The organism is Marinobacter mangrovi (assembly GCF_016798325.1).
GTDB lineage: Bacteria > Pseudomonadota > Gammaproteobacteria > Pseudomonadales > Oleiphilaceae > Marinobacter_A > Marinobacter_A mangrovi.
The window spans coordinates 1,254,898-1,279,322 of the sequence record NZ_JAERVO010000001.1 but is presented as its reverse complement, the minus strand read 5'-3'; the positions used below and the strand labels follow the sequence as shown (position 1 = coordinate 1,279,322).

The following is a 24,425-nucleotide window of genomic DNA, read 5'->3' as shown; positions in this document are numbered from 1 at the left end:
GGTGCGGCACCTGTATTACATGGCCTCGATCTTGCCACGCTGGTCCTGCAGGCGGGTCAGGCTGCTCTGGGCATCGGCCAGCTTGGCCTTTTCCTTCTCGACCACCTCGGCCGGCGCCTTGGCCGTGAAGTTGTCATTGCCCAGCTTGCCTTCGAGGCGCTTGATCTCCTTGCTGATCCGCTCCAGCTCCTTGTCCAGGCGGTCCAGCTCGGCGGCCTTGTCGATCAGGCCGGCCATCGGTACAAGCACTTCCATCTCACCGACCAGCTGGGTGGCGGCCATCGGCGCTTCCTCGTCACCCAGCCAGTGCAGGCTTTCCAGTTTGGCCAGGGACACCAGGAAGCTGCGGTTTTTCTCCAGTCGTTCGCGGTCGGACTCGGGGCCACGCATCAACACCGGAATCTGCTTGGCCGGGGAGATGTTCATCTCGCCACGGATGTTGCGTACGGCCACGATGGCGCCCTTGAGCCATTCGATGTCGGTCTCGGCGCCCGCGTCGATCTTGCCTTCCTCGGCCGCCGGGTAAGGTTGCAACATGATCGAGTCGCCGGCCTTGCCAGCCAGCGGTGCGACGCGCTGCCAGATTTCCTCGGTAATGAACGGGATGATCGGGTGCGCCAGGCGCAACACGGCTTCCAGCACACGAACCAGCGTGCGACGGGTACCGCGCTTGGCTTCGGCCGACGCGTTCTCGTCTGTCAGGACCGGTTTGGACAGCTCCAGGTACCAGTCGCAGTATTCGTTCCAGATGAATTCATAGATGGCATAAGCCGCCAGGTCGAAGCGGTACTGGTCGAAGTGACGCGTTACTTCCTTCTCGCAGCGCTGCAGGGCACTAATGATCCAGCGATCGGCCAGGGACAGTTCCACCGGCTCGTCATTGGCGCCGCAGTCCTCGCCCTCGGTGTTCATCAGCACGTAGCGAGCTGCGTTCCAGAGCTTGTTGCAGAAGTTGCGATAGCCTTCCAGGCGCTTCATGTCCCAGTTGATGTCCCGGCCGGTGGTGGCCAGGGAGGTGAGGGTGAAGCGCAGGGCGTCCGTACCGTGGGCGCTGATCCCTTCCGGGAATTCCTTCTGGGTGCGCTTGGCGATCTTCTGCGCCAGCTGCGGTTGCATCAGGTTGCCGGTGCGCTTCTCCAGCAGGTCGTCCAGGGAGATGCCATCCATCATGTCCAGCGGGTCCAGCACGTTGCCCTTGGACTTGGACATCTTATTGCCCTGTTCGTCACGGATCAGGCCGGTGACGTACACGGTCTTGAACGGCACCTGCGGGTTGCCGTTTTCGTCCTTCATGAAATGCATGGTCATCATGATCATCCGGGCGACCCAGAAGAAAATGATGTCGAAACCGGTGACCAGCACGTCCGTGGGATGGAAGGTGGCCAGTCGCTCGGTTTCTTCCGGCCAGCCCAGGGTGCCGAAGGTCCACAGCGCCGAGCTGAACCAGGTGTCGAGGACGTCCGCGTCCTGTTCCAGCTTGAGATCGGTGGCCAGGTCGTATTTCTCGCGGACCGATGCTTCGTCGCGACCGACGTAGATGTTGCCTTCGGCGTCGTACCACGCCGGAATGCGATGACCCCACCACAGCTGGCGGGAGATGCACCAGTCCTGGATGTCGCGCATCCAGGAGAAATACATGTTCTCGTAATTCTTGGGCACGAATTCGATGCGACCGTCTTCGACGGCTTCGATGGCGGGCTTGGCCAGGGTCTTGGCGTCGGCGAACCACTGGTCGGTCAGCATCGGCTCGATGATCAGGCCGGAACGGTCACCACGGGGCACGCTCAGCACGTGGTCTTCCACTTGGTGCAGCAGGCCGGCGGCCTCCATATCGGCCACGATCTGTTTGCGGGCGTCTTCCCGGGTGAGGCCGGCATAGGCCGCGGGGAGGGTGCCATCGATGTCCGCGTTCGGCGTGCCGTCGCTGTCGAAAGTTTCGGCTTCGCTGCGAATGTTCGCGTCCTGGGTCATGACATTGATCATCGGCAGCTTGTGGCGCTTGCCGACGGCGTAGTCATTGAAGTCATGGGCCGGGGTGATCTTGACGCAGCCGGAGCCTTTCTCCGGATCGGCGTGCTCGTCCGCCACGATGGGAATTTCGCGGTTCACCAGCGGCAGCAGGATGGTCTTGCCAATCAGGTGCTGGTAGCGCTCATCCGTGGGGTGAACGGCGACGGCGGTATCGCCCAGCATGGTTTCAGGCCGGGTTGTGGCCACCACCAGATAATCTTTGCCATCCTGGGTGGTTTCGCCATTTGCGAGCGGATAGCGCAGGTGCCAGAAGTGGCCCTTTTCTTCCTTGTTCTCCACTTCCAGATCGGAAATGGCGGTGTGCAATTTCGGGTCCCAGTTGACCAGGCGCTTGCCGCGGTAGATCAGACCTTCGTCATACAAGCGGATGAACACTTCCTGCACGGCCCGGTAGAAGCCGTCGTCCATGGTGAAGCGTTCGTGGTCCCAGTCCACGGAGTTACCCAGCCGGCGCATCTGGCGGGTGATGGTGCCGCCGGACTCCTGCTTCCAGTCCCAGATCCGGTCGATGAACGCTTCCCGGCCCAGGTCGTGACGGGTTTTGCCTTCTTCATTGGCCAGCTTGCGCTCGACGACCATCTGTGTGGCGATGCCTGCATGGTCGGAACCGACCTGCCAGAGGGCGTTGCGGCCCTGCATGCGGCGGAAGCGGGTGAGGGTGTCCATGATGGTGTGCTGGAACGCGTGCCCCATGTGCAGACTGCCGGTGACATTGGGCGGTGGGATCATGATACAGAATGGGTCGCCTTCGCCGCGGGGGCGGAAGTAGCCGTTCTGTTCCCAGGTCTGGTACCACTGACGCTCAATATTCTCGGGCTGGTAAGTCTTTTCCATGGAGGTTTCTGCTTCGTACCGGGTTGAAAATGGTTGGGAATCCCGGGAAAGCAGTCCGTCTGGCAGGCAAGCAGAGTGCCGATGCCGGTATCGGATGGTTTCGGGATTCCATCAATTAAGTTGAGGCAGGTGATTATACATGGCGTGCCAGTCGCGGGCGAACCGTGTTGGCGCGGCAATGCATAGGTTGTCAGAGGTTGTCAGGCCCGTTGGGCACCCTTTCTGGCATCGTGAACGCGCGGTTCGATACCCAGCTCACGAAGCTGACGGAAATGTGAGCGCGCGCGACTCAGAATCTTGGGATCGCTGCTGGCGATCAGGGCCAGTCGGCGAAAGCGATCGGCGTCGGTGGGCAGGGTGTCGCCGAGTACGATGACGGTGTCCCAATCGGCCGGCGCTGGGTGACCGGCCAGCAGCCCGACCCGTTCGGGGCAGGCGTCGTGGGCTTCGGTCAGTTGCCGGTGCGGCAGGAAGCTCTCCGGGCTGTATTGCCAGAGCAGGTTATCCAGCGCCTGCATCTGTTCACCGGGATTGCAGACCAGGCAGACGCGGTCCCCCTGGGTCCAGGCCTTTTCCGTCAGGCGCGCCGCGTGGAGCAGGCGCGCCGACTCGGTATCCTGCGGCAGCAGGTAGAACCAGTGCCGGCCTTCCGACCGGCTTGCGGCATCAGTTGACATAGGACAGCAGGTAGTCCACCAGCAGCGGAACCGGCCGGCCGGTCGCCCCTTTCTCCTTGCCGGAAAGCCAGGCCGTGCCGGCGATATCCAGGTGGGCCCAGTTGTAGTCCTTGGTGAAGCGGGACAGGAAACACGCCGCCGTGATCGATCCGGCCGGGCGACCGCCAATGTTCTGCATGTCCGCGAAGTTGCTGTCCAGCTGCGCCTGATACTCGTCCCAGATCGGCAGCTGCCAGGCACGGTCACAGGTCTTCTGACCCGACGTCAGCAGGCGGTCGGCCACTTCCTCATTATTACTGAACAGGCCGGATGCCTCCTTGCCCAGGGCGATAATGCAGGCACCGGTGAGTGTGGCGATGTCAACCACGGTTTCCGGCTCGTATTTGCCGGCGTAGGTGAGGGCATCACAAAGCACCAGGCGACCTTCGGCATCGGTATTCAGGATCTCGATGGTCTGGCCGGACATGGAGGTGACGATATCCCCCGGGCGTGTCGCGCTGCCTCCGGGCATGTTCTCGGCAGACGCCACAATACCCACAACATTGATAGCCGGCTTGATTTCGGCGATGGCGCGCATGGCACCGAACACGCTGGCGGCGCCGCACATGTCGTACTTCATCTCGTCCATTGCCTCGCCCGGTTTCAGGCTGATGCCGCCGGTATCGAACGTGATGCCTTTGCCTACGAGGACGTGCGGTTTGTCCTTCGCCTTGCCACCGCGGTATTCCATAATGATCAGCTTGGCCGGCTGGGCGCTGCCTGCGGACACGGAGAGCAGGCTGTTCATGCCCAGCTTCTTCATCTGCTTCTCATCCAGCACTTCGGTTTTGATAACGTCGTGCTCTTTGGCGAGGGCCTGGGCCTGTTCGGCCAGCCAGGTCGGATGGCAGACGTTGGGGGGCGTGTTGCCCAGGTCGCGGGTAAAGCTCATGCCGTGACCGACCGCTTCACCGGTGACCAGGGCGGCTTTCAGCGTCTTGTCGTTGGCCGAGGCGGCGACGGTCATCTTGTCCAGGGGTGGCTTGGGTGCGGCTTTGCTCTTGAAACCGCCGAAGCTGTACTGCTGTTCTTCGGTCACCCGTGCGATCAACGACACCTTCCAGGCTTCGTCGCGGTCTTTCACCTCATTATCGGCCAGTGCGATCAGGGCGTGTTTGGTCGGGCTGTCTTTCAGTCGCCCAATGGCGCCGTTCAGCATCTTGCGGAAAGCCGCCGGCTGCTGGGGGGATTCGCTGCCACTGCCGACAATAAGCAGGCGTTTCCAAGGCTGATCCGCCAGCGGGAGCATGAGGCTGCTGCCCGCCTTGCCTGAGATATCACCGTTTTTCTGCAAATCCTTGAGCATGCCGTTGAGAGCGGCGTCGGCCGCGGATGTGGAGGCCGGCCAGTCGCCTTTCTCGGGGACGGACACGACCAGGCAGTCGGCTTTGATATCGGTCAGGGACTTGCTGTTCAGGGTGTATTTCATGGCAGCTCCGTTGATTGATTCCGTATCGGTGGTCCGGGCAGCAGGGTGGCCTGAAGCCGGGACATCCGGCCGTAGCCGGTGTCTGCAGTGAGTGACCCAAGTGTACGTTAAGCCGAATGTTGTTGGCTATGATGGACTTATCCGGCCTCAGGTGCCTGTCATTCACCGGCAAGGTCCAATAGAATAGCGGCGGTCTGTGGACGATCCACCATCCGTCTGTTTGGGAAGGGACATTTTGTACATCATCTTCCGCTATCTGACCCGTCAGGTCCTTGTCAGCATGCTGGCGGTGTCCGGGGTTCTGCTGCTCGTGTTCATGAGCGGCCGCTTCATCAAGTATCTGGCCGATGCCGCTGCGGGCAAGATTGCCGGCGACGTGCTGTTTACCATCATGGCCTACCGTTTTCCGGGGTTTCTGGAGCTGATCCTGCCATTGGGGCTGTTTATCGGCATCCTGCTGGCTTATGGGCGGATGTACCTGGAAAGCGAGATGACGGTGCTGTTTGCCTGCGGGGTCAGCGATCGTCAGGTGTTGGCGCAGACAATGGTGGCCAGTCTGGTGGTGATGATTGTGGTCGGTTCGATGAGTCTGTACCTCTCGCCATGGGGGATGCAGAAAGTCCAGGACATCATCAATCAGCAGAAGAAAGCGACGGAATTCGAACTCCTGTCGCCCGGCCGCTTCCAGAGCCTCTCTTCGGGCGATCGCGTGACCTACGTCGAAGGTTTGAGCGACGACAAACAGAAATTGCTCGGTGTTTTCATCGCCGAATTCAAAAAGGATGGTTCCGGTCTGTCCATGACGACATCGGATGCGGGCTCCCAGTTTGTCGATCCGGACACCGGCAGCCGATTCCTCGTCCTTGAAGATGGGCAGCGCTATGAAGGGCGCCCCGGGGACCTGGACTATAAAGTCACGCACTTTGACGCCTATGGCCTGAAGATACAGGGCCCGGATTCCGTCAACGAGCGGGCCGATGAGGATGCCATTCCGACCCTGTCGCTGATGCGATCCGATGATCCGGAAATGCGGGCGCTATTCCACTGGCGTTTGTCGCTGCCGCTGATCGTGCCCGTGGTGACACTGCTGGCGGTCCGGCTGAGCCGCGTAAATCCCCGGCAGGGGCGCTTCTTCCATCTGCTGCCGGCCATGATGATTTACATCACCTATCTGGGACTGCTGATCGTGGCGCGGGATGCGCTTGCCCGGCAACAGGTTCCGGAGTGGTTGGGGCTGACCTGGGTGCACGTGTTGTTCCTGGCGGTCGGGGCATGGTTGCAGTTCGGCACGGCCTGGTGGCGCAAACGCAAGCTGATCAGGGAAGGGCGCGGCCATGCAAAAGCTTGATCGGTACATCATCAAGACGGTCGGCGGGGCGACGCTGCTGGTCATGCTGGTGGTGCTGTCCCTGGACCTGATCTTCGCGTTTATCCACGAACTGGATAACATCGAGAAGAATTACCAGACCCTGCAGGTGCTTGCCTATATCTTTCTGACGCTGCCGAGGCGCATCTATGATTACCTGCCGCTGGGCGCCTTCATGGGGTGTCTGATCGGCCTCGGGAGTCTGGCCAGCACCTCAGAGCTGGTCGTCATACGGGCGGCTGGCGTCTCGATTCGCCGAATCGTCTGGTCTGCCATGAAGCCGACCATCGTGGTCGTGATCGTCGGGCTGATTCTAGGGGAGTTTGTGGCGCCCCATTTTGAGAAAATGGCCCAGAGTGAGCGGGAAATCGCGCGGGGCGGCGAGAGCAATGTGGCGTCCTCGGAAGGTCTTTGGCATCGCGAGGGGAACACGTTTATTCACGTTAACGTGGTGCAGCCCAGCGGCGTTCTGCTGGGGGTATCGCTGTTCCATTTCAACGACAAACGCGATCTGACCAGCGCCAGCTTTGCCCGCAAGGCAACGTACGAGAAAGACCACTGGATGCTGGAACGGGTGATCACGACCGAGCTTTCCAAACAGGGCACCATTCGCAAGACGGCCGACCAGATGCGGTGGGATTCGCAGCTGTCGCCGTCTGTCCTGAGTGTTCTGATTGTCGATCCCGAGAACCTGTCCATCAGCGGCCTGTACACCTACGGTTCCTATCTCGACAAGCAGGGGCTCAGCTCCACGAGCTATTGGCTGGCCTTCTGGAAAAAAGTGCTGGGGCCTGTCGCTATTGCGGTCCTGGTGCTCGTGGCGATCTCTTTCGTCTTTGGGCCATTGCGCTCGGTCACCATGGGGTTCCGGGTCTTTACCGGGATTATCGTGGGGCTGATCTTCAAGTACATGCAGGATCTGCTGGGGCCGATGAGCGTGGTCTTCGGCTTCAGCCCGGTGATCGCCATTGCCGCACCCATCGTGCTGAGCGCCATCGTGGGGGCTGTCCTGATGCGGCGAGCGGGTTAGGGTGCCTTGGGCACCCGGACCACCTGGCTCTCGGAAATGCGATCGGTCCAGGAGCGTTTTTCGCTATCCCAGATCATCCACACATAGCCCAATCCGCCGGTCAGCCAGCTCACCCAGCCGATCAGGTAGCGCAGCAACGCCTGGTACCAGCGGATGGGTGTCCCGTCCGGGTTTTCGATCCGTATCCGCCAGACCTGCATCCCCAGTGTCTGCCCTGACTTTGTCCAGAAATACCCAAAAAACACAAACAGGACAACAAACAGGACCGAGGTCAGTAGCGGGTCGGGCGACAGTTTGCCCGACGCGGCAAGCGCCTTGTACTGCTCGAACCCGATGATCCAGGCCGCCAACATGGTGTAGATCCACGTTGTGACAATCAGCACCGCGATACAGATCAGTCCGTCGTAAATCATCGCCAACAGGCGTTTGATGAACGTGGCAGGTGGCAGCAGCTCATCGGCAGGATGAAAAGGCTGGGGCATTGACAGCTCCGTTGCGCATGGGCGATTGGGATATTCAGGCGTGGCCTGAAATACGGTCCCAGTATATCGAAACATTCCTAAAGATTGTGGCCGGTCGGCCGTCATAACAGTCATCATGTCAGCCACTGTTGTGGCTGTTACCAAACTGTGAGGTCTGCGCCATGGTTTCCCCGGTTTCGATCCCCGGCTCCGATGCCAACTACCGAAATCATTCGGATCGCCCGTCCAGTGCGTCGTCGGCGCGCGGTAAACCGGCCGCCGACCAAAGCGCTGAGGGGCAGGGGCGGATTCGCACTGCGGACGATGCCATTGGTGTGTTGCGTGCCCGGCTTGAACAGCGTCTTCAGCAGGCGCTGGGCCAGGGCGGCGGCCAGGTGTCGAAACCGGCCGCGGATGCGTTTGAACCGCCCAGTGCGTCGGATGTCGCCAGTCGCGTCCTGGGGTTTGTGCAGAATCGCCTGGAACAGGAAGCCCGCAACGGGGCCGACAGCGAACGTCTGGCCAATCTGCTGGAGCAGGCCCGTAAAGGTGTCAGCCAGGGCTTCTCCGAGGCCCGGGACCAGATCGAGGCCCTGGGCATGATGAACGATGACCTCTCGGCCGACATCGATGACAGCTTCTCCCGGATCCAGGACGGACTCGATGGTTTGCAGCAACACTACCTGGGTGACGGAGGCGCTGGCGAAACCTCTTCGGTTTCCGGTTACAGCGTCGAGGCGTCCTCGCGCAATCAGTTGTCGTTCCAGGTGCGCACCGCCGATGGCGATATCGTCACGGTGGCCATGGATGAAACCCGCTACGCTGGCGCCAGTAGCCGAACCGAGCAGGGCGATGGCGGTGCATCCAGCGAGAGTACCAGCGCCAGCCTGTTCGCCGGGCGATACCAGTTTTCGGTGCAAGGCCAGCTGGATGACGGCGAACGGCAGGCATTGACCGCGTTGTTCGAGGATGTCCAGCAGGTCGCCGGTCGGTTCTTCGACGGGGATGTGCAGTCGGCGTTCTCGGCAGCAAGCCAGTTGGGCCTGGATGGCGAAGAGTTGGCCAGCTTCAGTCTGAACCTGTCCTCTGCTCGCACAGTGCGGGCGTCGGCGTATGAGGCCGTGTCGGGCAAACCCTCGATCAACAGCCAGCTGCGGCCGCTGGCGGGGTTGGCCCAGGATGTCCAGTCCCTGGCGGGCAAAGCTGCCGGGCAGGGTCTCGATCCCGGCTCATTGGAAAGTTTAATGGACCGTATGATGTCCGATTTGCAGGGAGGCCGCCCCGAGGCGCTTGAATCCGACAACGCCGGCCTTATGACGGACTTCTGGAAGGCCATTATCGGCGCGCTCGAACCCACCGGAAACGAGATGGATCAGGAGAGTCAGGGAGCCTCTGATTAACGACGGAGTCCCTACCTCCCCGGCAAATTGCCGGAAATGCCGTCAGCGCCGCCTACTGGGCGGCGTTTCTCGTTTTTTACCCCTGGTGGCTGTGCTAGAGTAGCGCCCTTATCCTTGGCGATTGTGCCGGATTGGGCAAGGTCCCCAATCCTGTGGCTCGACTCACTTTTTTGAACTGAATTTCTGACGAGGCGATCAGGACACGGCTATGAAAACCGCAGTATTGCGCCAGACATTTCTGGAATATTTCCAGCAGCGGGGGCACGAAATCGTACCCAGCAGCTCACTGGTTCCACACGACGATCCGACCCTGCTGTTCACCAATGCGGGGATGAACCAGTTCAAGGACGTATTCCTGGGCCGTGAAAAACGCGACTACACCCGGGCCACCAGCTCCCAGCGTTGCGTCCGCGCCGGCGGCAAGCACAACGACCTGGAAAATGTCGGTTACACCGCTCGCCATCACACGTTCTTCGAAATGCTGGGCAACTTCAGCTTCGGGGACTACTTCAAGAAAGAAGCCATCGAGTTCGCCTGGACTTTCCTGACCGGTGATGAGTGGTTGGGTTTGCCCAAGGACAAGCTGTTGGTGACCGTCTACGCCTCGGACGAAGAAGCCTACGACCTCTGGCACAACGGCATGGGCGTGCCAGCCGACCGGATTATCCGTATCGGCGACAACAAGGGCGCGCAGTATGCTTCAGATAACTTCTGGCAGATGGGCGATACCGGTCCCTGCGGTCCCTGTACCGAAATTTTCTACGACCATGGTCCCGACATCGCCGGTGGCCCGCCCGGTTCTCCGGACGAGGACGGCGATCGCTTTATCGAGATCTGGAACGTGGTCTTCATGCAGTTCAACCGCACGGCGGACGGCGAAATGCAACCGCTGCCCAAACCGTCGGTGGATACCGGTATGGGGCTGGAGCGAATTTCGGCGGTGCTGCAGGGCGTTCACAGCAATTACGAAATCGACCTGTTCCAGGATCTCCTGAAAGCGGCATCCGACATCCTCGGCGGTGTCGATACCGAGGAAGCATCCCTGCGGGTGGTCGCCGACCATATCCGTTCCTGCGCGTTCCTGATTACCGACGGCGTGATGCCGTCCAATGAGGGGCGTGGTTTCGTGCTGCGCCGGATCATCCGTCGTGCGGCCCGTCACGGTAACAAGCTGGGCGCCCGCGAACCGTTCTTCTACAAGCTGACGGCGGCTCTGGTCGAGCTGATGGGGGACGCTTATCCCGAGTTGGTGCGCACCCAGGCGCAGATCGAGAAAGTCCTCCAGCAGGAAGAAGAGCAGTTTGCCCGCACGCTGGATAAAGGCCTGCGGTTGCTGGAGCAGGACATCGCCGAGCTCAAGGGCACCCAGATTCCCGGCGAGACCATTTTTACCCTGTACGACACCTTTGGATTCCCGGTGGACCTGACCAACGACATCGCTCGGGAACGCGGTCTGACGCTGGATTACGACGGCTACGAAAAGGCGATGGACGCCCAGCGTGAGCGTGCCCGCGCCGCGTCCAAGTTCGGTATCGACTACAACGCGACGGCCGGGCTGGGTGGCCGTACCGAATTTACCGGCTACGAAAAGATCGATGGCCACGAAACGATCCGCACCGTGCTGGTGAATGGCGAGGAAGCGAACGCGGAGACCGGTGACGAGGCCGTCGTCGTACTGGAACGGACACCTTTTTACGCCGAGTCCGGTGGCCAGGTGGGGGACACCGGTCTACTGACCTGGAGTGGTGGCCGCTTCCAGGTGACGGATACCAAGAAAGACGGTGCCAATCACCTGCACATCGGCACCGTCATTGAAGGCGAACTGTTTCCGGGGCTGGAGGTGGATGCGCGCATCGATCATGCCCGCCGCCAGGCCATTGCCCTGAACCATTCCGCAACGCACCTGCTGCACGCGGCGTTGCGCAAGATCCTGGGCGATCACGTCACCCAGAAAGGCTCCCTGGTGGAAGCCGATCGTCTGCGTTTCGACTTCTCCCATTTCGAGCCGGTGACGCCAGAGCAGTTGAAGGACATCGAAGCCCTGGTCAATGACGAGATCCTCGCCAATGAACCGGTTGGTGTGGAAGTCACCGACATGGAAGACGCCAAGGAGAAGGGCGCCATGGCCCTGTTTGGTGAGAAATATGGCGATGAAGTCCGCGTCCTGACCATGGGGCGTGACCGCTACTCGGTGGAGCTGTGTGGGGGGACGCACGTCTCCCGGACTGGTGACATTGGTGCCTTCCGCATTACCTCGGAAAGCGGCATTTCCTCTGGCGTCCGTCGTATCGAAGCGGTCACCGGTAAGGGCGCGCTGGCCTGGATGGACGATACCGAATCACGTTTGCGTCAGGTGGCCGGTCTGGTCCGTGGCACGCGTGACAGCGTGATCGAAAAAGTGGAAGCCACTCTGGACCGGAATCGCCAACTGGAGAAAGAGCTGGAGCAGCTGAAAGCCAAGCTGGCCAGCTCGGCCGGTGCCGACCTCGCTGGATCCGCTATCGAGGTAAACGGCCTGAAAGTCGTGGCGTCCGAACTGCCGGGTGCCGACCGCAAGGCGTTGATGGATACGGCGGATCAGCTCAAGAACAAGCTGGGCTCTGGCGTCGTGGTCCTGGCTGCTGTTGATGATGGCAAGGTCACCCTGGTGGCCGGTGTGACCAAGGACGCGACTGCTCGTGTCCGTGCCGGCGACATCATGAAGAAACTGGCCGCGGCCGTAGACGGAAAAGGCGGTGGCCGGCCGGATATGGCCCAGGGGGGTGGAACGGATCCGTCGAAACTGCCGGATGCGCTTTCCCAAGTGAGCGGATGGGTAGAAGAGGCGACGCGCTGAAACGGTATCCAGCGCCCGGAACTCCCTTTATAATCGCCGCGCTGCGCCAGCGTGGCGAGCCGGGGACAGACCCGACTGACAGGTGGAAATAAGGACGACGATGGCACTTCTGGTCCAGAAATTTGGCGGTACATCCGTCGGCACGATTGAGCGTATCAACGCCGTGGCCGACCGGGTTGCACGGGGCCGTGCTGACGGGCACGACCTGGTAGTGGTTGTTTCAGCAATGAGTGGTGAGACCAATCGCCTGATTGGCCTGGCCAACGAGATTATGGACGAGCCGACCCCGCGCGAGATGGACGTTCTGGTCTCAACCGGCGAGCAGGTGACGATCGCGCTGCTGTCCATGGCGTTGCAGAAGCGGGGTGTTGATGCCCGCTCCTACACGGGTTCCCAGGTTCGTATCCTGACGGATAACGCCCACACCAAAGCGCGCATCCAACAGATCGACGAGCAGAATATGCGCGGGGATCTCGATGCCGGCCGGGTTGTTGTCGTTGCCGGTTTCCAGGGCGTTGACGAGCGCGGCAATATCACCACGCTCGGCCGCGGCGGTTCGGACACCACTGCGGTTGCGCTGGCGGCCGCCCTGAAAGCTGATGAGTGCCAGATCTATACAGATGTTGATGGTGTGTACACCACGGATCCGCGTGTCGTCGACGGTGCCCGTCGGCTGGACAAGATCACCTTCGAGGAAATGATCGAAATGGCCAGCCTGGGCTCCAAGGTGCTGCAGATCCGGGCGGTCGAATTTGCGGGTAAGTACAATGTGCCACTGCGGGTCCTCTCTAGCTTTGGTGAAGGCGAGGGCACCCTGATTACGCTTGATGATGAGGCTGATATGGAACAACCGGTGGTATCCGGCATTGCGTTTAACCGGGACGAAGCAAAACTGACGATTTCCGGCGTACCTGATACACCGGGCAGTGCACTACGTATATTGAAGCCAATCAGCGACGCCAACATCGAAGTGGACATGATTGTCCAGAATGTGGGCGCGGATAACCGGACCGACTTCACCTTCACCGTGCACCGCAATGACTACAAGCGTGCGCGGGCGGTATTGGATAAGGTGGCTGCGGAGCTGTCTGCCCGTGAAGTCAGCGGTGATGGGCGCATTGCCAAGGTCAGTATTGTGGGCGTCGGTATGCGCTCCCATGCGGGTGTGGCTACCCGGATGTTCGAGTCGCTCTCGAACGAGGGCATTAACATCGAGATGATTTCCACATCCGAGATCAAGATCTCTGTGGTGATCGATGAGAAGTATCTGGAACTGGCTGTTCGGGCACTGCACAGTGCCTTTGAATTGCAAGGACCGGTAAACGAGGCATAGGGTAGAAGGCAGGGTGTAAACGTGCCCTGTTAAAGCCTTTCGCAACGGATGACGGGCGTCATGTCACTCCGTCCGGGCCTCGTGCAACAAGGGAACGATTCAGCGTTTCGGGCATCTCAGGGATTATCCTTACGGATAATTGCGGGTTACGAACGCTGCGTCTCCCCACTATAAATAAAGTTAGTTGATTAATTATTAATCGTCGGAACAGGTAGCTCTGGACATAAGGAGTAAAGGACATGTTGATTCTAACCCGTCGCGTAGGCGAGACCCTGATGGTCGGTGATGAAGTCACCGTCACGGTTCTGGGTGTTAAAGGGAACCAGGTGCGCATTGGTGTGAACGCCCCGAAAGAGGTGGCCGTACACCGCGAAGAGATTTATCAGCGGATTCAGAAAGAAAAGACGGACCCGGACAGCGATCATGAGCCCGGGAACATCTGAATCCATAAAACCCGCCGCTTCAAACCGGCGGGTTTTTTGTGCCTGCTGGTTGATAACTGAACGATAGTAAGGGGCTGATCGGCTTATAAAACCGGGATAAAAGAAATCGTGAAAATCCATCCCGAAAAAAGTGGTGTCAACCCTATGAAAACAGAAAAATTATGGTACTATACGCCGCGTTCTCAAGGAGAGGTGGGTGAGTGGCTGAAACCAGCTCCCTGCTAAGGAGCCATACGCATTGCGCGTATCGAGGGTTCGAATCCCTCCCTCTCCGCCATTTTCTTTCGGAGAGAATTTTTGAGAACGGCTATCCTTAGCAAGATAGCGATTAAGTGGAAACGAGATGCGCGGCTGTAGCTCACCGGAGCGCCGGCCGGCTGAATAAAGTACCTGGCTTTAAACCAGGTGGTCGGAAGTCCGACCTAAAACAATTGCGCGGCTGTAGCTCAGCTGGATAGAGTACCTGGCTACGAACCAGGCGGTCGGAGGTTCGAATCCTCCCAGCCGCGCCACTTATTCGATACTGATGTCTCGTGAACCCGAAGTTCCTGGTGTCGAGAGATTAGATGGGATTCGAACCGAAAGAGGTTCGGCCGAAGCAAGCAGAGCTTGCTGAGGAACGCCGACGCAACGCGAAGGCGGCCCCGAAGGGGTGAGGGCCCACGGCCCGAATAATCCTCCCCAGGCAGTCACTGCCAAACTGGATAGCAAGTTTTACGCGGCTGTAGCTCACCGGAGCGCCGGCCGGCTGGATAAAGTACCTGGCTACAAACCAAGCGGTCGAAGGAAAGGCCAAACACAAGTTTTACGCGGCTGTAGCTCAGCTGGATAGAGTACCTGGCTACGAACCAGGCGGTCGGAGGTTCGAATCCTCCCAGCCGCGCCATATCAAACAAAGAACCCCGCCTAGAGCGGGGTTTTTTGTTTGCGTAGCGCAGAGTTCCGACGGGATTCGAACCGAAAGAGGTTCGACCGGAGCGCGCTTGCCGCGCGGAGGAACGTCGGAGCATTGCGACGACGGCCCGGAGGGAAGGGGGCGCAGCCCCGCATAATCCTCCCAGCCGCGCCATATCAAACAAAATACCCCGCCTCGTGCGGGGTTTTTTGTTTGCGTAGCGCAGAGTTCCGACGGGATTCGAACCGAAAGAGGTTCGACCGGAGCGCGCTTGCCGCGCGGAGGAACGCCGACGCAACGCGACGGCGGCCCCGAAGGGGTGAGGGCCAGCGGCCCGAATAATCCTCCCCCTTCAGTAACTGCCAATCTGGAAAGATAAGCACGTCGAGCTGTTGTTCACCTTGGATTGCTTCGATGTTTACCGCAGATAATCCAAGTTGTGACCGTGATGAGGTGACAACCGCTCAGAGCAGGGCTGTGTCGCCATATCAAACAAAGAACCCCGCCTAGAGCGGGGTTTTTTGTGCCTTCCTGTCTTACATCCCGTGCTCGTGCGTCTCCATCAGTTGGCCGCGGATGGCACCCTTGGGGTGTTCCGGATTGTGGACGTTGATGTAGAACTGTTCGGGGTTTTTCAGGATACGCTGCACGATGCCGGCTTCTCCCGTCGGAAATTTTCCTTTCTCGCCTTCTGTCAGACAGTCCCCGGCGTTGCCATCTTCCGGGCCGGCCAGATTGGCCACAACCTCGCCATCTTCGCCTTTTCCTGCCTCGTGGATATGGGCAGCCATGCCGTCTTTGACTGGAACGAGGTCAATGTCATGGACGACCAGGACGTAGCAGAGTGTCTTGGGGTCGCCGTCGACCCCAAACACGTAGCCTGTGCCTTTGCCGTCACTGTCTCCCATCCCGGTTTCCGCATCACCGGACAGGTGGGTCATGAGAACGGGATTGGTGTGGCCCGCGAGAGCGAACTGGGGTGCGGCCAGGGTCAGGGTGGCGGCGGTCATGGTTGCAAGTGTCAAAGATCGATGAATCGACATAGTGCCTCCAATGGCAGTTATGGTTTGGAGCGGTCCAAGGGTGGGCCGTCTGAAGGCAAAACGGATGAAGGGGTGCTCTGGATGCAAAATGCATATAAAAATGAGTGCGCGAGACCGGCGAGGCGTTCCAGAGGCGTCCGGGTGGTGTGCCGGTCAAAGGATGTAGAGCGATGAGCAACAAATCGCGAGGCGTTGCTATGCGATGCTGAAAGAGGTTTGCGCGTCTGAGTGGATGTCGGTAATTCTACGGATGGCGCTGGTTGCTGGCCTGTCGGCAAACGGGTAAATTACAAAAGATTTTGCCTTCCGAATGCGATTGATTCTGTGGGGAATCGGTAGGGCGTGTCGGAAAAGAAAACCGAATAAAAAACAGGTATCTATCCATGAATGATCTTATGACCAAAGCGGTCGAGCTGATGGTCGCAGGCATGGGCTTTGTCTTTGTTTTTCTGATAATTCTCGTGTTTGCAACCACCTTGATGTCGAAGGTTGTGGCCCGCTTTGCGCCACCTGAACCTGCCATTCCGGCGCGAACTTCCCGCGCCAGATCCTCTGTACCGCCTTCAGTGGACGCTGATACGGCAGAGGCGATCAAACTGGCGATCACAAAATTCCGCGCTCGACACAAAAAATAACGCGGATGGATTTCTACTTCCGACAACAAGGCTGACACGATGACAGAAACAAAAAAACCGCTCGGGATTACCGATGTCATCTTGCGTGATGCGCATCAATCCCTGCTGGCGACGCGCATGCGCCTCGACGACATGCTCCCGATCGCGGAAAAGCTCGACAAGGTCGGGTTCTGGTCTGTGGAATCCTGGGGTGGTGCGACGTTTGACGCCTGTATTCGCTACCTGGGTGAAGATCCCTGGGAACGCATCCGAGAGCTGAAAAAGGCCATGCCCAACACGCCGCAGCAAATGCTGCTGCGCGGCCAGAACCTGCTGGGCTACCGTCACTATGCCGACGATGTGGTGGAGCGCTTTGTGGAGCGCGCCGCTGACAACGGCGTGGACGTGTTCCGTATTTTCGACGCAATGAATGATCCGCGAAATCTGGACACGGCCATCAAGGCGGTTCGCAAGGTGGGCAAGCACGCCCAGGGCACGATTGCTTACACCATCAGCCCGGTGCACACCATCGATATGTGGGTCGATCTGGCCAAGGAAATCGAGTCCATGGGCGCTGAGTCGATTGCCATCAAGGATATGGCCGGTCTGTTAAAGCCCTATGTGGCCTTTGAGTTGGTTACCAAACTCAAGAAGGCTCTCTCCGTGCCGGTACACATGCAATGTCATGCCACCACGGGCATGTCCACGGCGACGGCCATCAAGGCGGCGGAAGCCGGAATCGATAACGTCGATACGGCGATTTCGTCCATGAGCATGACCTATGGGCATTCGCCGACGGAATCGGTGGTTGCCATTCTCGAAGGCACGGAGCGCGACACCGGTCTGGATATCCATCTGCTGGAAGACATCGCCGGATATTTTCGGGAAGTGCGCAAGAAATACGCAAAGTTCGAGGGCAGTCTGCGCGGCGTGGATTCGCGCATACTGACAGCTCAGGTGCCGGGCGGCATGCTCACCAACATGGAAAACCAGTTGCGCGAACAGAATGCGTCCGACAAGTTTGACGCCGTTCTGGAAGAAATCCCCAAGGTTCGCGAAGACCTGGGTTATATCCCGCTGGTCACACCCACCTCCCAGATCGTTGGCACCCAGGCCGTGCTGAATATCCTGACCGGTGAGCGTTACAAGTCGATTTCCAAGGAAACCGCCGCCGTCCTGAAAGGTGAATACGGTGCGGCGCCAGCCGCGTTCAACAAGCCGTTGCAGGAACGTGTGCTGGATGGCAAGGAACAGATTACCTGCCGCCCCGCCGACCTGCTGGAACCGGAGATGGACAAGTTGTCCGCCGAGTTGAAAAAGCTGTCGGAAGAAAAGGGCTTCAAACTGGCGGCCGAATCGGTCGACGACGTGTTGACCTATGCGCTGTTTCCGCAGATTGGCCTGAAGTTTCTGGAAAACCGGGGCAATCCGGGCGCTTTCGAGCCCGCGCCAACGGCTGAAGACGCGACTTCAGCCGCAGCACCGGCCAGGGCAAGTGGGCCGGAAACCTACACCGTATCGGTCAACGGCAAGGATTACGTGGTAGCGGTCAGTGAAGGCGGCGAGATCAGCCAGATCCAGCCTCACGGCACGGCAACCGCAACCGTGTCCCACGCCGAAGCGTCGGCACCGGCTGCCGGGGAGGGCGAGCCGGTCAACGCTCCACTGGGTGGCAACATCTTCAAAGTGCTGGTTTCTCCGGGGCAGCAGGTTGAAGAAGGGGATGTGCTGATCATTCTCGAGGCCATGAAGATGGAAACCGAGGTCAGGTCACCCAAGGCCGGGACCGTCGGTGAGGTCTTCATCAAGGTCGGTGACGCGGTCGCCGTCGGCGATGAAATGCTGACTATCGGATAAGGGCCGCTGTCATGGACAAGATGATGACGTTGTGGACGGGCAGTGGCCTGTTCAATCTGAGTATCGGTCAGGCGGTGATGATTGCCGTCGGTCTGTTGTTGCTGTTTTTGGCCATTCGCAAGGGCTTTGAGCCGCTGCTGCTGATCCCCATCGGGTTCGGCGGCATTCTGGCCAATATCCCGGAGGCGGGGCTCGCTCTGTCGGCGGCGGAAAATGCCATTCACATGGCCGAACCCCAGGTGCTGGCGGCATTGGGACAGATCCTGAGTGTGCCTTATGACGCCAGCCAGGCGGTCACGCCGGATGTCATGCATGCCTTCAAGGAGGCCTACAAAGCCGGCGGCGTGGAGACCCTTGCGGCGGCGAACGCTTACGCCGTGGATCATGGCTACGCCAACGGCATGCTGTACAACTTCTACACCGTGGCCATTGCCAGTGGTGCCGCACCGCTGATCATCTTTATGGGGGTCGGTGCAATGACGGATTTCGGGCCGCTGCTGGCGAACCCGAAAACGTTGCTGCTGGGGGCGGCCGCGCAATTCGGCATCTTTGGCACCATCATCGGTGCCGCTTTACTGGACGCCAGCGGAACGATGGATTTTACCATCCTTGAAGCGGCCGCCGTGGGGATCATTGGCGGTGCCGACGGGCCGACCTCCATCTACGTCTCCAGCATTCTGGCGCCGCACCTGTTGGGCGCGATTGCCGTGGCGGCCTACTCATATATGGCGTTGGTGCCGATGATCCAGCCCCCGATCATGCGAGGGCTGACGTCGGCCAAGGAGCGGGCGATCAAGATGAACCAGCTGCGTCACGTCAGCAAGCAGGAGAAGATCATCTTCCCGATTGTGGTGCTGATGCTGGTGGTGCTGTTCCTGCCGGACGCGGCGCCGCTGCTGGGAATGTTCTGCTTCGGTAACCTGATGCGTGAGTGCGGGGTTGTCGAGCGGTTGAGCGATACGTCCCAGAATGCGTTGATCAATACGGTCACCATTTTCCTGGGCCTGTCGGTGGGTTCCAAGCTCAGTGCGGACAAGTTCCTGGACCTGCAGACCCTGGGCATCCTGGCCCTGGGGATGGCGGCTTTCTGCGTCGGTACGGCCTGCGGTGTTTTGATGGCCAAGCTGATGAACGTGTTCACCAAGGAGCAGATCAATCCATTGATCGGATCGGCCGGTGTCTCCGCGGTGCCGATGGCGGCGCGGGTCTCCAACAAGGTGGGCCTGGATGCGAATCCGCACAACTTCCTGCTGATGCATGCCATGGGCCCGAATGTCGCCGGCGTCATCGGTTCGGCGGTAGCGGCGGGGGTGATGATCAAGCTGCTGGGCTGAAATGACAGGCTAAAAACGACAAGCCCCGCCAATGCGGGGCTTTTTTAGGTTGGCCATACCGTGCCGGCTTGGTTGAAAGTGGTGTCGCCAACAGGTCTTCAGGTCATGACGAGCACGCCAGCCTTGAGGCTGTCTGCACTCTCTCGGCCTTGGCAGTCTGTGATAGACCGTTAGGCTCAGGAGAATGCCCGGTTTCGGGTGGCATGGACCCGTCCCGGTTTGCTGGATCGTCGCAAGGTCAGCGCACCATCACCGAGTAGCGTTTGCGCCAGAGCAGCTACCGTAAGAAGCAGCGGGTATTCCCAGCCGCCGCCCTCATTGGTGAATAGCCAGCCGTTAGCCGAGTGGGCCCAGGTGGCGCCAGCCAAAACAGGCACGACGATCAACGCTGCCCACCGGCTTTCTATTCCCAGCACCAAGGCGATACCGGCCACGGCTTCGATCAGGAAAACGACGTAGGCCGCGTAACCGGGGAGCCCGATGCTCTCAAAGAAGGAAGCCGTACCGGGCAGGGTGAAGACGATCAGTTTGAGCCACAGGCTGTGCGTGATCAGGACGATCCCCAGGCTGATCCTCAGGGTGGTGATGCCATAGTTTTGCAGGGTTTGCTCGTTCATGTCCGTGCCCTCGTTGTCTCGTTGACGCGATTCAGGTTCGGCGTAGCCGCCCTCGATGGAGCTACTCTAAGATTGCGTATCAACAAATTGAATGGCAGATTTCGCATTGTCGTATTGCAATAATGCAAAGCACTTGAGGCGTCGCTTCAGGGGAGGGCGGGTGTCATGGATTGGGGGCTTTTACCGGATTTCCTGATGGTTGCCCGGACCCGTTCGCTAACGGCTGCGGCGGACCGGTTGGGCGTGAATCACAGCACGATCTATCGCCGGCTGAATCAACTGGAGTCGCAGCTCAACTGCCGTTTATTCGAGCGCTTGAGCACCGGTTATCGCCTGACAGCCGAGGGCGAGGCGTTACGGTCTCATGCGGAGTTTATGGAAGCCGAAGCTTTTCGGGCGGAACGGCTGCTCGGTGGCGCGGACGTCACGTTGCGGGGTGAGGTGCGTCTGACGGCACCGGAAAATCTGGTCTACGAATTCCTCCCGAATTATTTGGAGAGATTTCACCAGCAATACCCGGAGATCCGGGTCAGTGTGCTGGTGACCAATACCGATCTCGACCTCAATCGACGTGAAGCCGATCTTGCGTTGCGAGCGACGTCGAGTCCGCCGGATTATCTGGTGGGGCGCAAGCTGACGGACATCGGCTGGGCGATCTTCGCTGCACCGGAGTTCCTTGAGGAGAGGGGGAGGCCGGCCAATCTCAAAGCGGCTGGTGATTATCCATGGGTCGGTCCGGAAGCGGCCCTGATGCACATTCCGGGCTATCGCTGGGTCGTCGGTCAGATTCCGGAAAAACGCATCGTCATGCGCGGCAGTACGTTGAATGCCATTGCGCGTCTGGCCCAATCCGGATTGGGGCTGGCGGCCTTGCCGATGGATCAGGCGAGGGCTGAGCTGCAGCCCTTGCTTGAGCTGCCGACCACGCCCATGAGTGCTCTCTGGCTGCTGACCCACGCCGACCTGCGCCATGTCGCCCGAATCCGTGTGCTCATGGATTTCCTGGCAGAAGCGTTTCGTGAGGATCCTCGCTGGCCGGCCTTCCGTGGAATGGCCCCAGGCTAACGGGGCCGCGCTTCAGCGGAAATCCCTTGAGCGAATCTTCAGCGAGCCCAGCAGATGGCTGAGATCGGTCATCTTTCCCGCCATCACATGCACGATATCGCCTTCCCGCTCCAGAATGCCCTTGACGTGGAGCAGGCGCGACTTGATCAGCGGCTGGCGTTGCTGGCGAGCCGTCGCCAGCCAGACCACCACGTTGGTGTTGCCGGTTTCGTCTTCCAGGGTGACGAAGGTGACGCCTTTGCCTGACCCCGGTCGCTGGCGTCCGGTCACCAGCCCGGCAACATGCACCAGTTGGCCGCTGCTGCAGGCCTTCAGGCTTTCAGACGTCTGGCAATGCCGCAGCTGGCCTTGCTCCCGAAGCAGCGCCAGTGGGTGGCGTTGCAGGGTCAACCCCTGGCTGGCGTAATCTTCCAGGATGTCCTCGCCTTCGGACGGCACGGGCATGCGGATGGTCTCATCTTCCCGGGAGCGGCGGACGGCATACTGTGAGGGTTCTTCCTGCGCAAAAATCGGCGCCGGGGTATCGTGGTCCAGAATGTCCCAGCGGGCCTGGTGCCGGTTGTCGCTGAACGTGCGCAGGGCGCCCGCGCTGGCCAGGCATTCCAGATCCCGATTGTCGAGTGCCGCCCGTTGGCGGAGCTGCTCGATCGAGTCGTAGCCGGTTGTCGGGCGGGCGGCGACAAGCCGCTCCGCGCCGCCCTGGCTGAGCCCTTTGACCAGCCGCAGTCCCAATCGCAACTCTTCGTACCGATTCTCCAGGGTGTGGTCCCAGAGGCTGTGATTGACGTCGATGGGGTGGATGGCCACGTGATGGCGCCGGGCGTCCTGCACCAATTGTGACGGCGAATAGAACCCCATGGGCTGGCTGTTCAGCAGGGCGCAGTAAAAGGCTGGTGCGTGGTGGCGCTTGATCCAGGCCGAGACGTAGACCAGCAGGGCAAAGCTGGCAGCGTGGGATTCCGGGAAGCCATAACCGCCGAAGCCGCTGAGCTGCGTGTAGATTCTTTCGGCAAAGGCTTCGCTGTGGCCTTTTGCGAGCATCCCATCGATCAACTTGCCCCTGAACGGCGTGAGATCCCCGTCGGATTTCCAGGCGGCCATGGCCCGTCGCAGCTTGTCGGCCTCGCTGCCGGTAAAATCGGCCGCGACCATGGCGAGCTTGATGGCCTGCTCCTGAAAGATCGGAACACCCTTGGTGCGTTCGAGGACGGCTTTGATCTCCGGGTCGCCGCCATAATCCGGCTCTTCCTTACCGTCCCGCCGTTTCAGGTAAGGGTGGACCATGTCCCCCTGGATGGGCCCCGGTCGCACGATGGCTACTTCGATCACCAGGTCGTAATACTCCCGCGGTTTGAGCCGGGGCAGCATGTTGATCTGGGCCCGGGATTCCACCTGGAAAACGCCGATGCTGTCGCCGGTACAGAGCATGTCGTAGACCCGGCTGTCCTCCCGGATGACGTCCGGCATGCCGAAAGGCCGTCCTTCCTTCAGTCCGATCCATTCGAACGCCTTGCGGATGGCGGACAGCATGCCCAGGGCCAGGACGTCCACTTTCATCAGGTTCAGGCTTTCCAGGTCTTCCTTGTCCCACTGGATCACGGTGCGATCCGCCATGCTGGCATTCTCGACCGGCACCAGCTCGGCCAGCGGACCTTCACTGATCACGAAGCCGCCCACGTGCTGGGACAGATGACGGGGGAAGCCGTACAGCGTGTTCACCAGGTTGATGAACTGGCCGACGGCCCGCTCGCTGCGGGTAATGCCTTTCTCCAGCATCTGCTCTCGCCAGTCTTGCTGCTTGTCGCGCCAGTCCACCTTGTCGATCAGCTGCTCCAGCAGGTTCAGGTCAAAGCCCAGGGCCTTGCCCACATCCCGGATGGCGCTGCGGTGGCGGTAGCGGATCACCGTGGCGGCGAGGGCGGCCCGCTCGCGGCCATAGCGCCGGTAGATGTACTGGATGACTTCCTCGCGCCGCTCGTGTTCGAAATCCACGTCGATATCCGGTGGTTCATCCCGGTCAGCGGAAATGAAACGCTCGAACAGCAGTTCCACCTTGCCGGGGTCGACTTCGGTGATGCCCAGGCAGTAGCAGACGATGGAGTTGGCGGAGGAGCCGCGGCCCTGGCACAGGATGTTCTCGCGCCGGGCAAATTCGACGATGTCGTGGATGGTCAGGAAGTAGGGCTCGTAGTCCTTCTCCCGGATCAATGTGAGTTCCTTCTCCACCAGCGCGCGTTTGTCCGCCGGGATGCCGTCCGGGAAGCGCCAGCGGATGCCGTCTTCCACCAGTTCGCGCAGATAGCTGCCCGGTGTATGGCCTTCTGGGACCACTTCCGGTGGATAGCGATAGCGCAGCTCACTGGGGCAGAAAACGCACTGGTCGGCAATCACCAGACTCTGCTGTATCCAGTCGGCGGGAAACAGCTTGCGCAGCGTATCGACCGGGCGCAGATAGCGCTCGCCGTTGGCAAACAGGTGGTGGCCGGCTTCGGCGACCGTGCAGCCCTGGCGGATGGCCGTCAGCACATCCTGCAGGGGCTGACGGTTGCGCTGGTGCATGTGGACATGGCCGGTGGCCACGATGGGGAGATCCAGCTGCTGGCCCAGGCGGCGCCAGTGCGCCAGGTTATCGCCGTCCTGGTCGCCCAGGGTGCGTTCGGCCATGATCCAGAGTCGCTCCGGGAACCGGGTTTTCAGCCACTGGCCCGATTCTGCCTGTGTGGTTGCCGATGTTGGATCGGTCTGCCAGAGGGCCAGGCATTCGTCCAGGGCATGGGTTTCCAGGTCCTCGCCAAACAGGGCGTAGTGGCCTTTCTCGGCGCGGCGCCGACCGGTGGTGATCAGCTGGCAGAGTTGACCATAGCCCTTGCGGCTGCGGGCCAGCAGGACCAGTTGCAGATCCGGAGACTGAATGCGGAATTCACTGCCGGTGATCAGTTTGACCGGACTGTCCTTCAGGGCGGCATAGGCCCGGGGCATACCGGCGACGGAGCATTCGTCGGTGATGGCCAGAGCGTGATAGCCCTGGCGGGCCGCTTCCTCGGCCAGCTCCTGGGGGTGAGAGGCACCCCGCAGGAACGAGAAATTGCTCAGGCAGTGAAGTTCGGCGTATGACATAAGG

Annotated in this window: 17 protein-coding genes and 3 tRNA genes; 13 read left to right on the top strand and 7 right to left on the bottom strand. The window is 60.2% G+C overall.

Annotated features, from left to right (window positions below):
- Positions 1-15: 15 nt before the first annotated feature.
- From JL474_RS05650 to JL474_RS05640, 3 genes are all read right to left on the bottom strand, one after another.
- Positions 16-2,865: a valine--tRNA ligase gene (locus JL474_RS05650; RefSeq protein ID WP_203141218.1), complete on the bottom strand. Its 2,850-nt coding sequence runs from the start codon at positions 2,863-2,865 to the stop codon at positions 16-18.
- Between the two features lie 200 nt (positions 2,866-3,065).
- Positions 3,066-3,542, bottom strand: coding sequence for a DNA polymerase III subunit chi (locus JL474_RS05645; protein WP_123635550.1), 477 nt, complete (start codon positions 3,540-3,542; stop codon positions 3,066-3,068).
- Positions 3,532-5,010, bottom strand: coding sequence for a leucyl aminopeptidase (locus tag JL474_RS05640; RefSeq protein ID WP_123635551.1), 1,479 nt, complete (start codon positions 5,008-5,010; stop codon positions 3,532-3,534). The genes JL474_RS05645 and JL474_RS05640 overlap by 11 nt, the downstream gene beginning before the upstream one ends.
- Before the next feature lie 235 nt (positions 5,011-5,245).
- Here JL474_RS05640 and lptF point away from each other — a divergent pair, with 235 nt between their 5' ends.
- Complete coding sequence (gene lptF / locus JL474_RS05635; protein ID WP_203141217.1) at positions 5,246-6,358, top strand: LPS export ABC transporter permease LptF; 1,113 nt, start codon at positions 5,246-5,248, stop codon at positions 6,356-6,358.
- On the top strand, positions 6,345-7,406 hold the full coding sequence (gene lptG / locus JL474_RS05630; protein WP_203141216.1) for an LPS export ABC transporter permease LptG: 1,062 nt from the start codon (positions 6,345-6,347) through the stop codon (positions 7,404-7,406). The genes lptF and lptG overlap by 14 nt, the downstream gene beginning before the upstream one ends.
- Here the strand turns inward: lptG and JL474_RS05625 are convergent.
- Complete coding sequence (locus JL474_RS05625) at positions 7,403-7,888, bottom strand: RDD family protein (protein WP_203141215.1); 486 nt, start codon at positions 7,886-7,888, stop codon at positions 7,403-7,405. The genes lptG and JL474_RS05625 overlap by 4 nt on opposite strands.
- A gap of 161 nt (positions 7,889-8,049) precedes the next feature.
- Here JL474_RS05625 and JL474_RS05620 point away from each other — a divergent pair, with 161 nt between their 5' ends.
- From JL474_RS05620 to JL474_RS05590, 7 genes are all read left to right on the top strand, one after another.
- Positions 8,050-9,267, top strand: coding sequence for a DUF5610 domain-containing protein (locus JL474_RS05620; RefSeq protein ID WP_203141214.1), 1,218 nt, complete (start codon positions 8,050-8,052; stop codon positions 9,265-9,267).
- Between the two features lie 208 nt (positions 9,268-9,475).
- Positions 9,476-12,103 (top strand): alanine--tRNA ligase, encoded by a 2,628-nt coding sequence (gene alaS, locus JL474_RS05615; RefSeq protein ID WP_203141213.1) that lies wholly within the window; start codon positions 9,476-9,478, stop codon positions 12,101-12,103.
- 100 nt (positions 12,104-12,203) lie between these two features.
- Complete coding sequence (locus JL474_RS05610; RefSeq protein ID WP_123635557.1) at positions 12,204-13,436, top strand: aspartate kinase; 1,233 nt, start codon at positions 12,204-12,206, stop codon at positions 13,434-13,436.
- 239 nt (positions 13,437-13,675) lie between these two features.
- Entirely contained in the window at positions 13,676-13,879 is a 204-nt protein-coding gene (gene csrA, locus JL474_RS05605; RefSeq protein ID WP_123635558.1) for a carbon storage regulator CsrA, read from the top strand.
- A gap of 186 nt (positions 13,880-14,065) precedes the next feature.
- A tRNA-Ser gene (locus JL474_RS05600) sits at positions 14,066-14,156 on the top strand.
- Positions 14,157-14,314: 158 nt separating this feature from the next.
- Positions 14,315-14,391, top strand: a tRNA-Arg gene (locus tag JL474_RS05595).
- A gap of 297 nt (positions 14,392-14,688) precedes the next feature.
- Positions 14,689-14,765: transfer RNA gene (locus JL474_RS05590), tRNA-Arg, on the top strand.
- Positions 14,766-15,310: 545 nt separating this feature from the next.
- On the opposite strand, the gene JL474_RS05585 is transcribed toward JL474_RS05590, so the two are convergent.
- Positions 15,311-15,817 (bottom strand): CHRD domain-containing protein, encoded by a 507-nt coding sequence (locus JL474_RS05585; protein WP_236011990.1) that lies wholly within the window; start codon positions 15,815-15,817, stop codon positions 15,311-15,313.
- 383 nt (positions 15,818-16,200) lie between these two features.
- Here JL474_RS05585 and JL474_RS05580 point away from each other — a divergent pair, with 383 nt between their 5' ends.
- Genes JL474_RS05580 through JL474_RS05570 form a run of 3 tightly spaced genes read left to right on the top strand, consistent with a single transcriptional unit; the run spans position 16,201 to position 19,622 of the window.
- Complete coding sequence (locus JL474_RS05580) at positions 16,201-16,452, top strand: OadG family protein (protein WP_123634825.1); 252 nt, start codon at positions 16,201-16,203, stop codon at positions 16,450-16,452.
- 39 nt (positions 16,453-16,491) lie between these two features.
- Positions 16,492-18,288 carry a sodium-extruding oxaloacetate decarboxylase subunit alpha gene (gene oadA, locus JL474_RS05575; RefSeq protein WP_123634826.1) on the top strand — a complete coding sequence of 599 codons (1,797 nt, stop codon included), beginning with the start codon at positions 16,492-16,494 and terminating at the stop codon, positions 18,286-18,288.
- Positions 18,289-18,299: 11 nt separating this feature from the next.
- A complete protein-coding gene (locus JL474_RS05570; RefSeq protein ID WP_236011989.1) occupies positions 18,300-19,622 on the top strand; it encodes a sodium ion-translocating decarboxylase subunit beta in 1,323 nt (440 codons plus the stop codon).
- A gap of 176 nt (positions 19,623-19,798) precedes the next feature.
- On the opposite strand, the gene JL474_RS05565 is transcribed toward JL474_RS05570, so the two are convergent.
- Positions 19,799-20,239 carry a DoxX family protein gene (locus JL474_RS05565; protein WP_203141212.1) on the bottom strand — a complete coding sequence of 147 codons (441 nt, stop codon included), beginning with the start codon at positions 20,237-20,239 and terminating at the stop codon, positions 19,799-19,801.
- Positions 20,240-20,404: 165 nt separating this feature from the next.
- Here JL474_RS05565 and JL474_RS05560 point away from each other — a divergent pair, with 165 nt between their 5' ends.
- Positions 20,405-21,304 (top strand): LysR family transcriptional regulator, encoded by a 900-nt coding sequence (locus JL474_RS05560; RefSeq protein ID WP_203141211.1) that lies wholly within the window; start codon positions 20,405-20,407, stop codon positions 21,302-21,304.
- A 12-nt stretch (positions 21,305-21,316) separates the two neighbouring features.
- On the opposite strand, the gene JL474_RS05555 is transcribed toward JL474_RS05560, so the two are convergent.
- The gene (locus tag JL474_RS05555) at positions 21,317-24,421 is read right to left on the bottom strand and encodes an error-prone DNA polymerase (RefSeq protein WP_203141210.1); all 3,105 of its coding nucleotides are present in this window, start codon (positions 24,419-24,421) and stop codon (positions 21,317-21,319) included.
- Positions 24,422-24,425 lie beyond the last annotated feature (4 nt).

What these genes read in the sequence shown, in the direction of transcription:
- JL474_RS05650 (WP_203141218.1), bottom strand. Translation starts at nt 2,865, where the DNA reads ATGGAAAAGACTTACCAGCCCGAGAATATTGAGCGTCAGTGGTACCAG.
- JL474_RS05645 (WP_123635550.1), bottom strand. Translation starts at nt 3,542, where the DNA reads ATGTCAACTGATGCCGCAAGCCGGTCGGAAGGCCGGCACTGGTTCTAC.
- JL474_RS05640 (WP_123635551.1), bottom strand. Translation starts at nt 5,010, where the DNA reads ATGAAATACACCCTGAACAGCAAGTCCCTGACCGATATCAAAGCCGAC.
- lptG (WP_203141216.1), top strand. Translation starts at nt 6,345, where the DNA reads ATGCAAAAGCTTGATCGGTACATCATCAAGACGGTCGGCGGGGCGACG.
- JL474_RS05625 (WP_203141215.1), bottom strand. Translation starts at nt 7,888, where the DNA reads ATGCCCCAGCCTTTTCATCCTGCCGATGAGCTGCTGCCACCTGCCACG.
- JL474_RS05620 (WP_203141214.1), top strand. Translation starts at nt 8,050, where the DNA reads ATGGTTTCCCCGGTTTCGATCCCCGGCTCCGATGCCAACTACCGAAAT.
- alaS (WP_203141213.1), top strand. Translation starts at nt 9,476, where the DNA reads ATGAAAACCGCAGTATTGCGCCAGACATTTCTGGAATATTTCCAGCAG.
- JL474_RS05610 (WP_123635557.1), top strand. Translation starts at nt 12,204, where the DNA reads ATGGCACTTCTGGTCCAGAAATTTGGCGGTACATCCGTCGGCACGATT.
- csrA (WP_123635558.1), top strand. Translation starts at nt 13,676, where the DNA reads ATGTTGATTCTAACCCGTCGCGTAGGCGAGACCCTGATGGTCGGTGAT.
- JL474_RS05585 (WP_236011990.1), bottom strand. Translation starts at nt 15,817, where the DNA reads ATGTCGATTCATCGATCTTTGACACTTGCAACCATGACCGCCGCCACC.
- JL474_RS05580 (WP_123634825.1), top strand. Translation starts at nt 16,201, where the DNA reads ATGAATGATCTTATGACCAAAGCGGTCGAGCTGATGGTCGCAGGCATG.
- oadA (WP_123634826.1), top strand. Translation starts at nt 16,492, where the DNA reads ATGACAGAAACAAAAAAACCGCTCGGGATTACCGATGTCATCTTGCGT.
- JL474_RS05570 (WP_236011989.1), top strand. Translation starts at nt 18,300, where the DNA reads ATGGACAAGATGATGACGTTGTGGACGGGCAGTGGCCTGTTCAATCTG.
- JL474_RS05565 (WP_203141212.1), bottom strand. Translation starts at nt 20,239, where the DNA reads ATGAACGAGCAAACCCTGCAAAACTATGGCATCACCACCCTGAGGATC.
- JL474_RS05560 (WP_203141211.1), top strand. Translation starts at nt 20,405, where the DNA reads ATGGATTGGGGGCTTTTACCGGATTTCCTGATGGTTGCCCGGACCCGT.
- JL474_RS05555 (WP_203141210.1), bottom strand. Translation starts at nt 24,421, where the DNA reads ATGTCATACGCCGAACTTCACTGCCTGAGCAATTTCTCGTTCCTGCGG.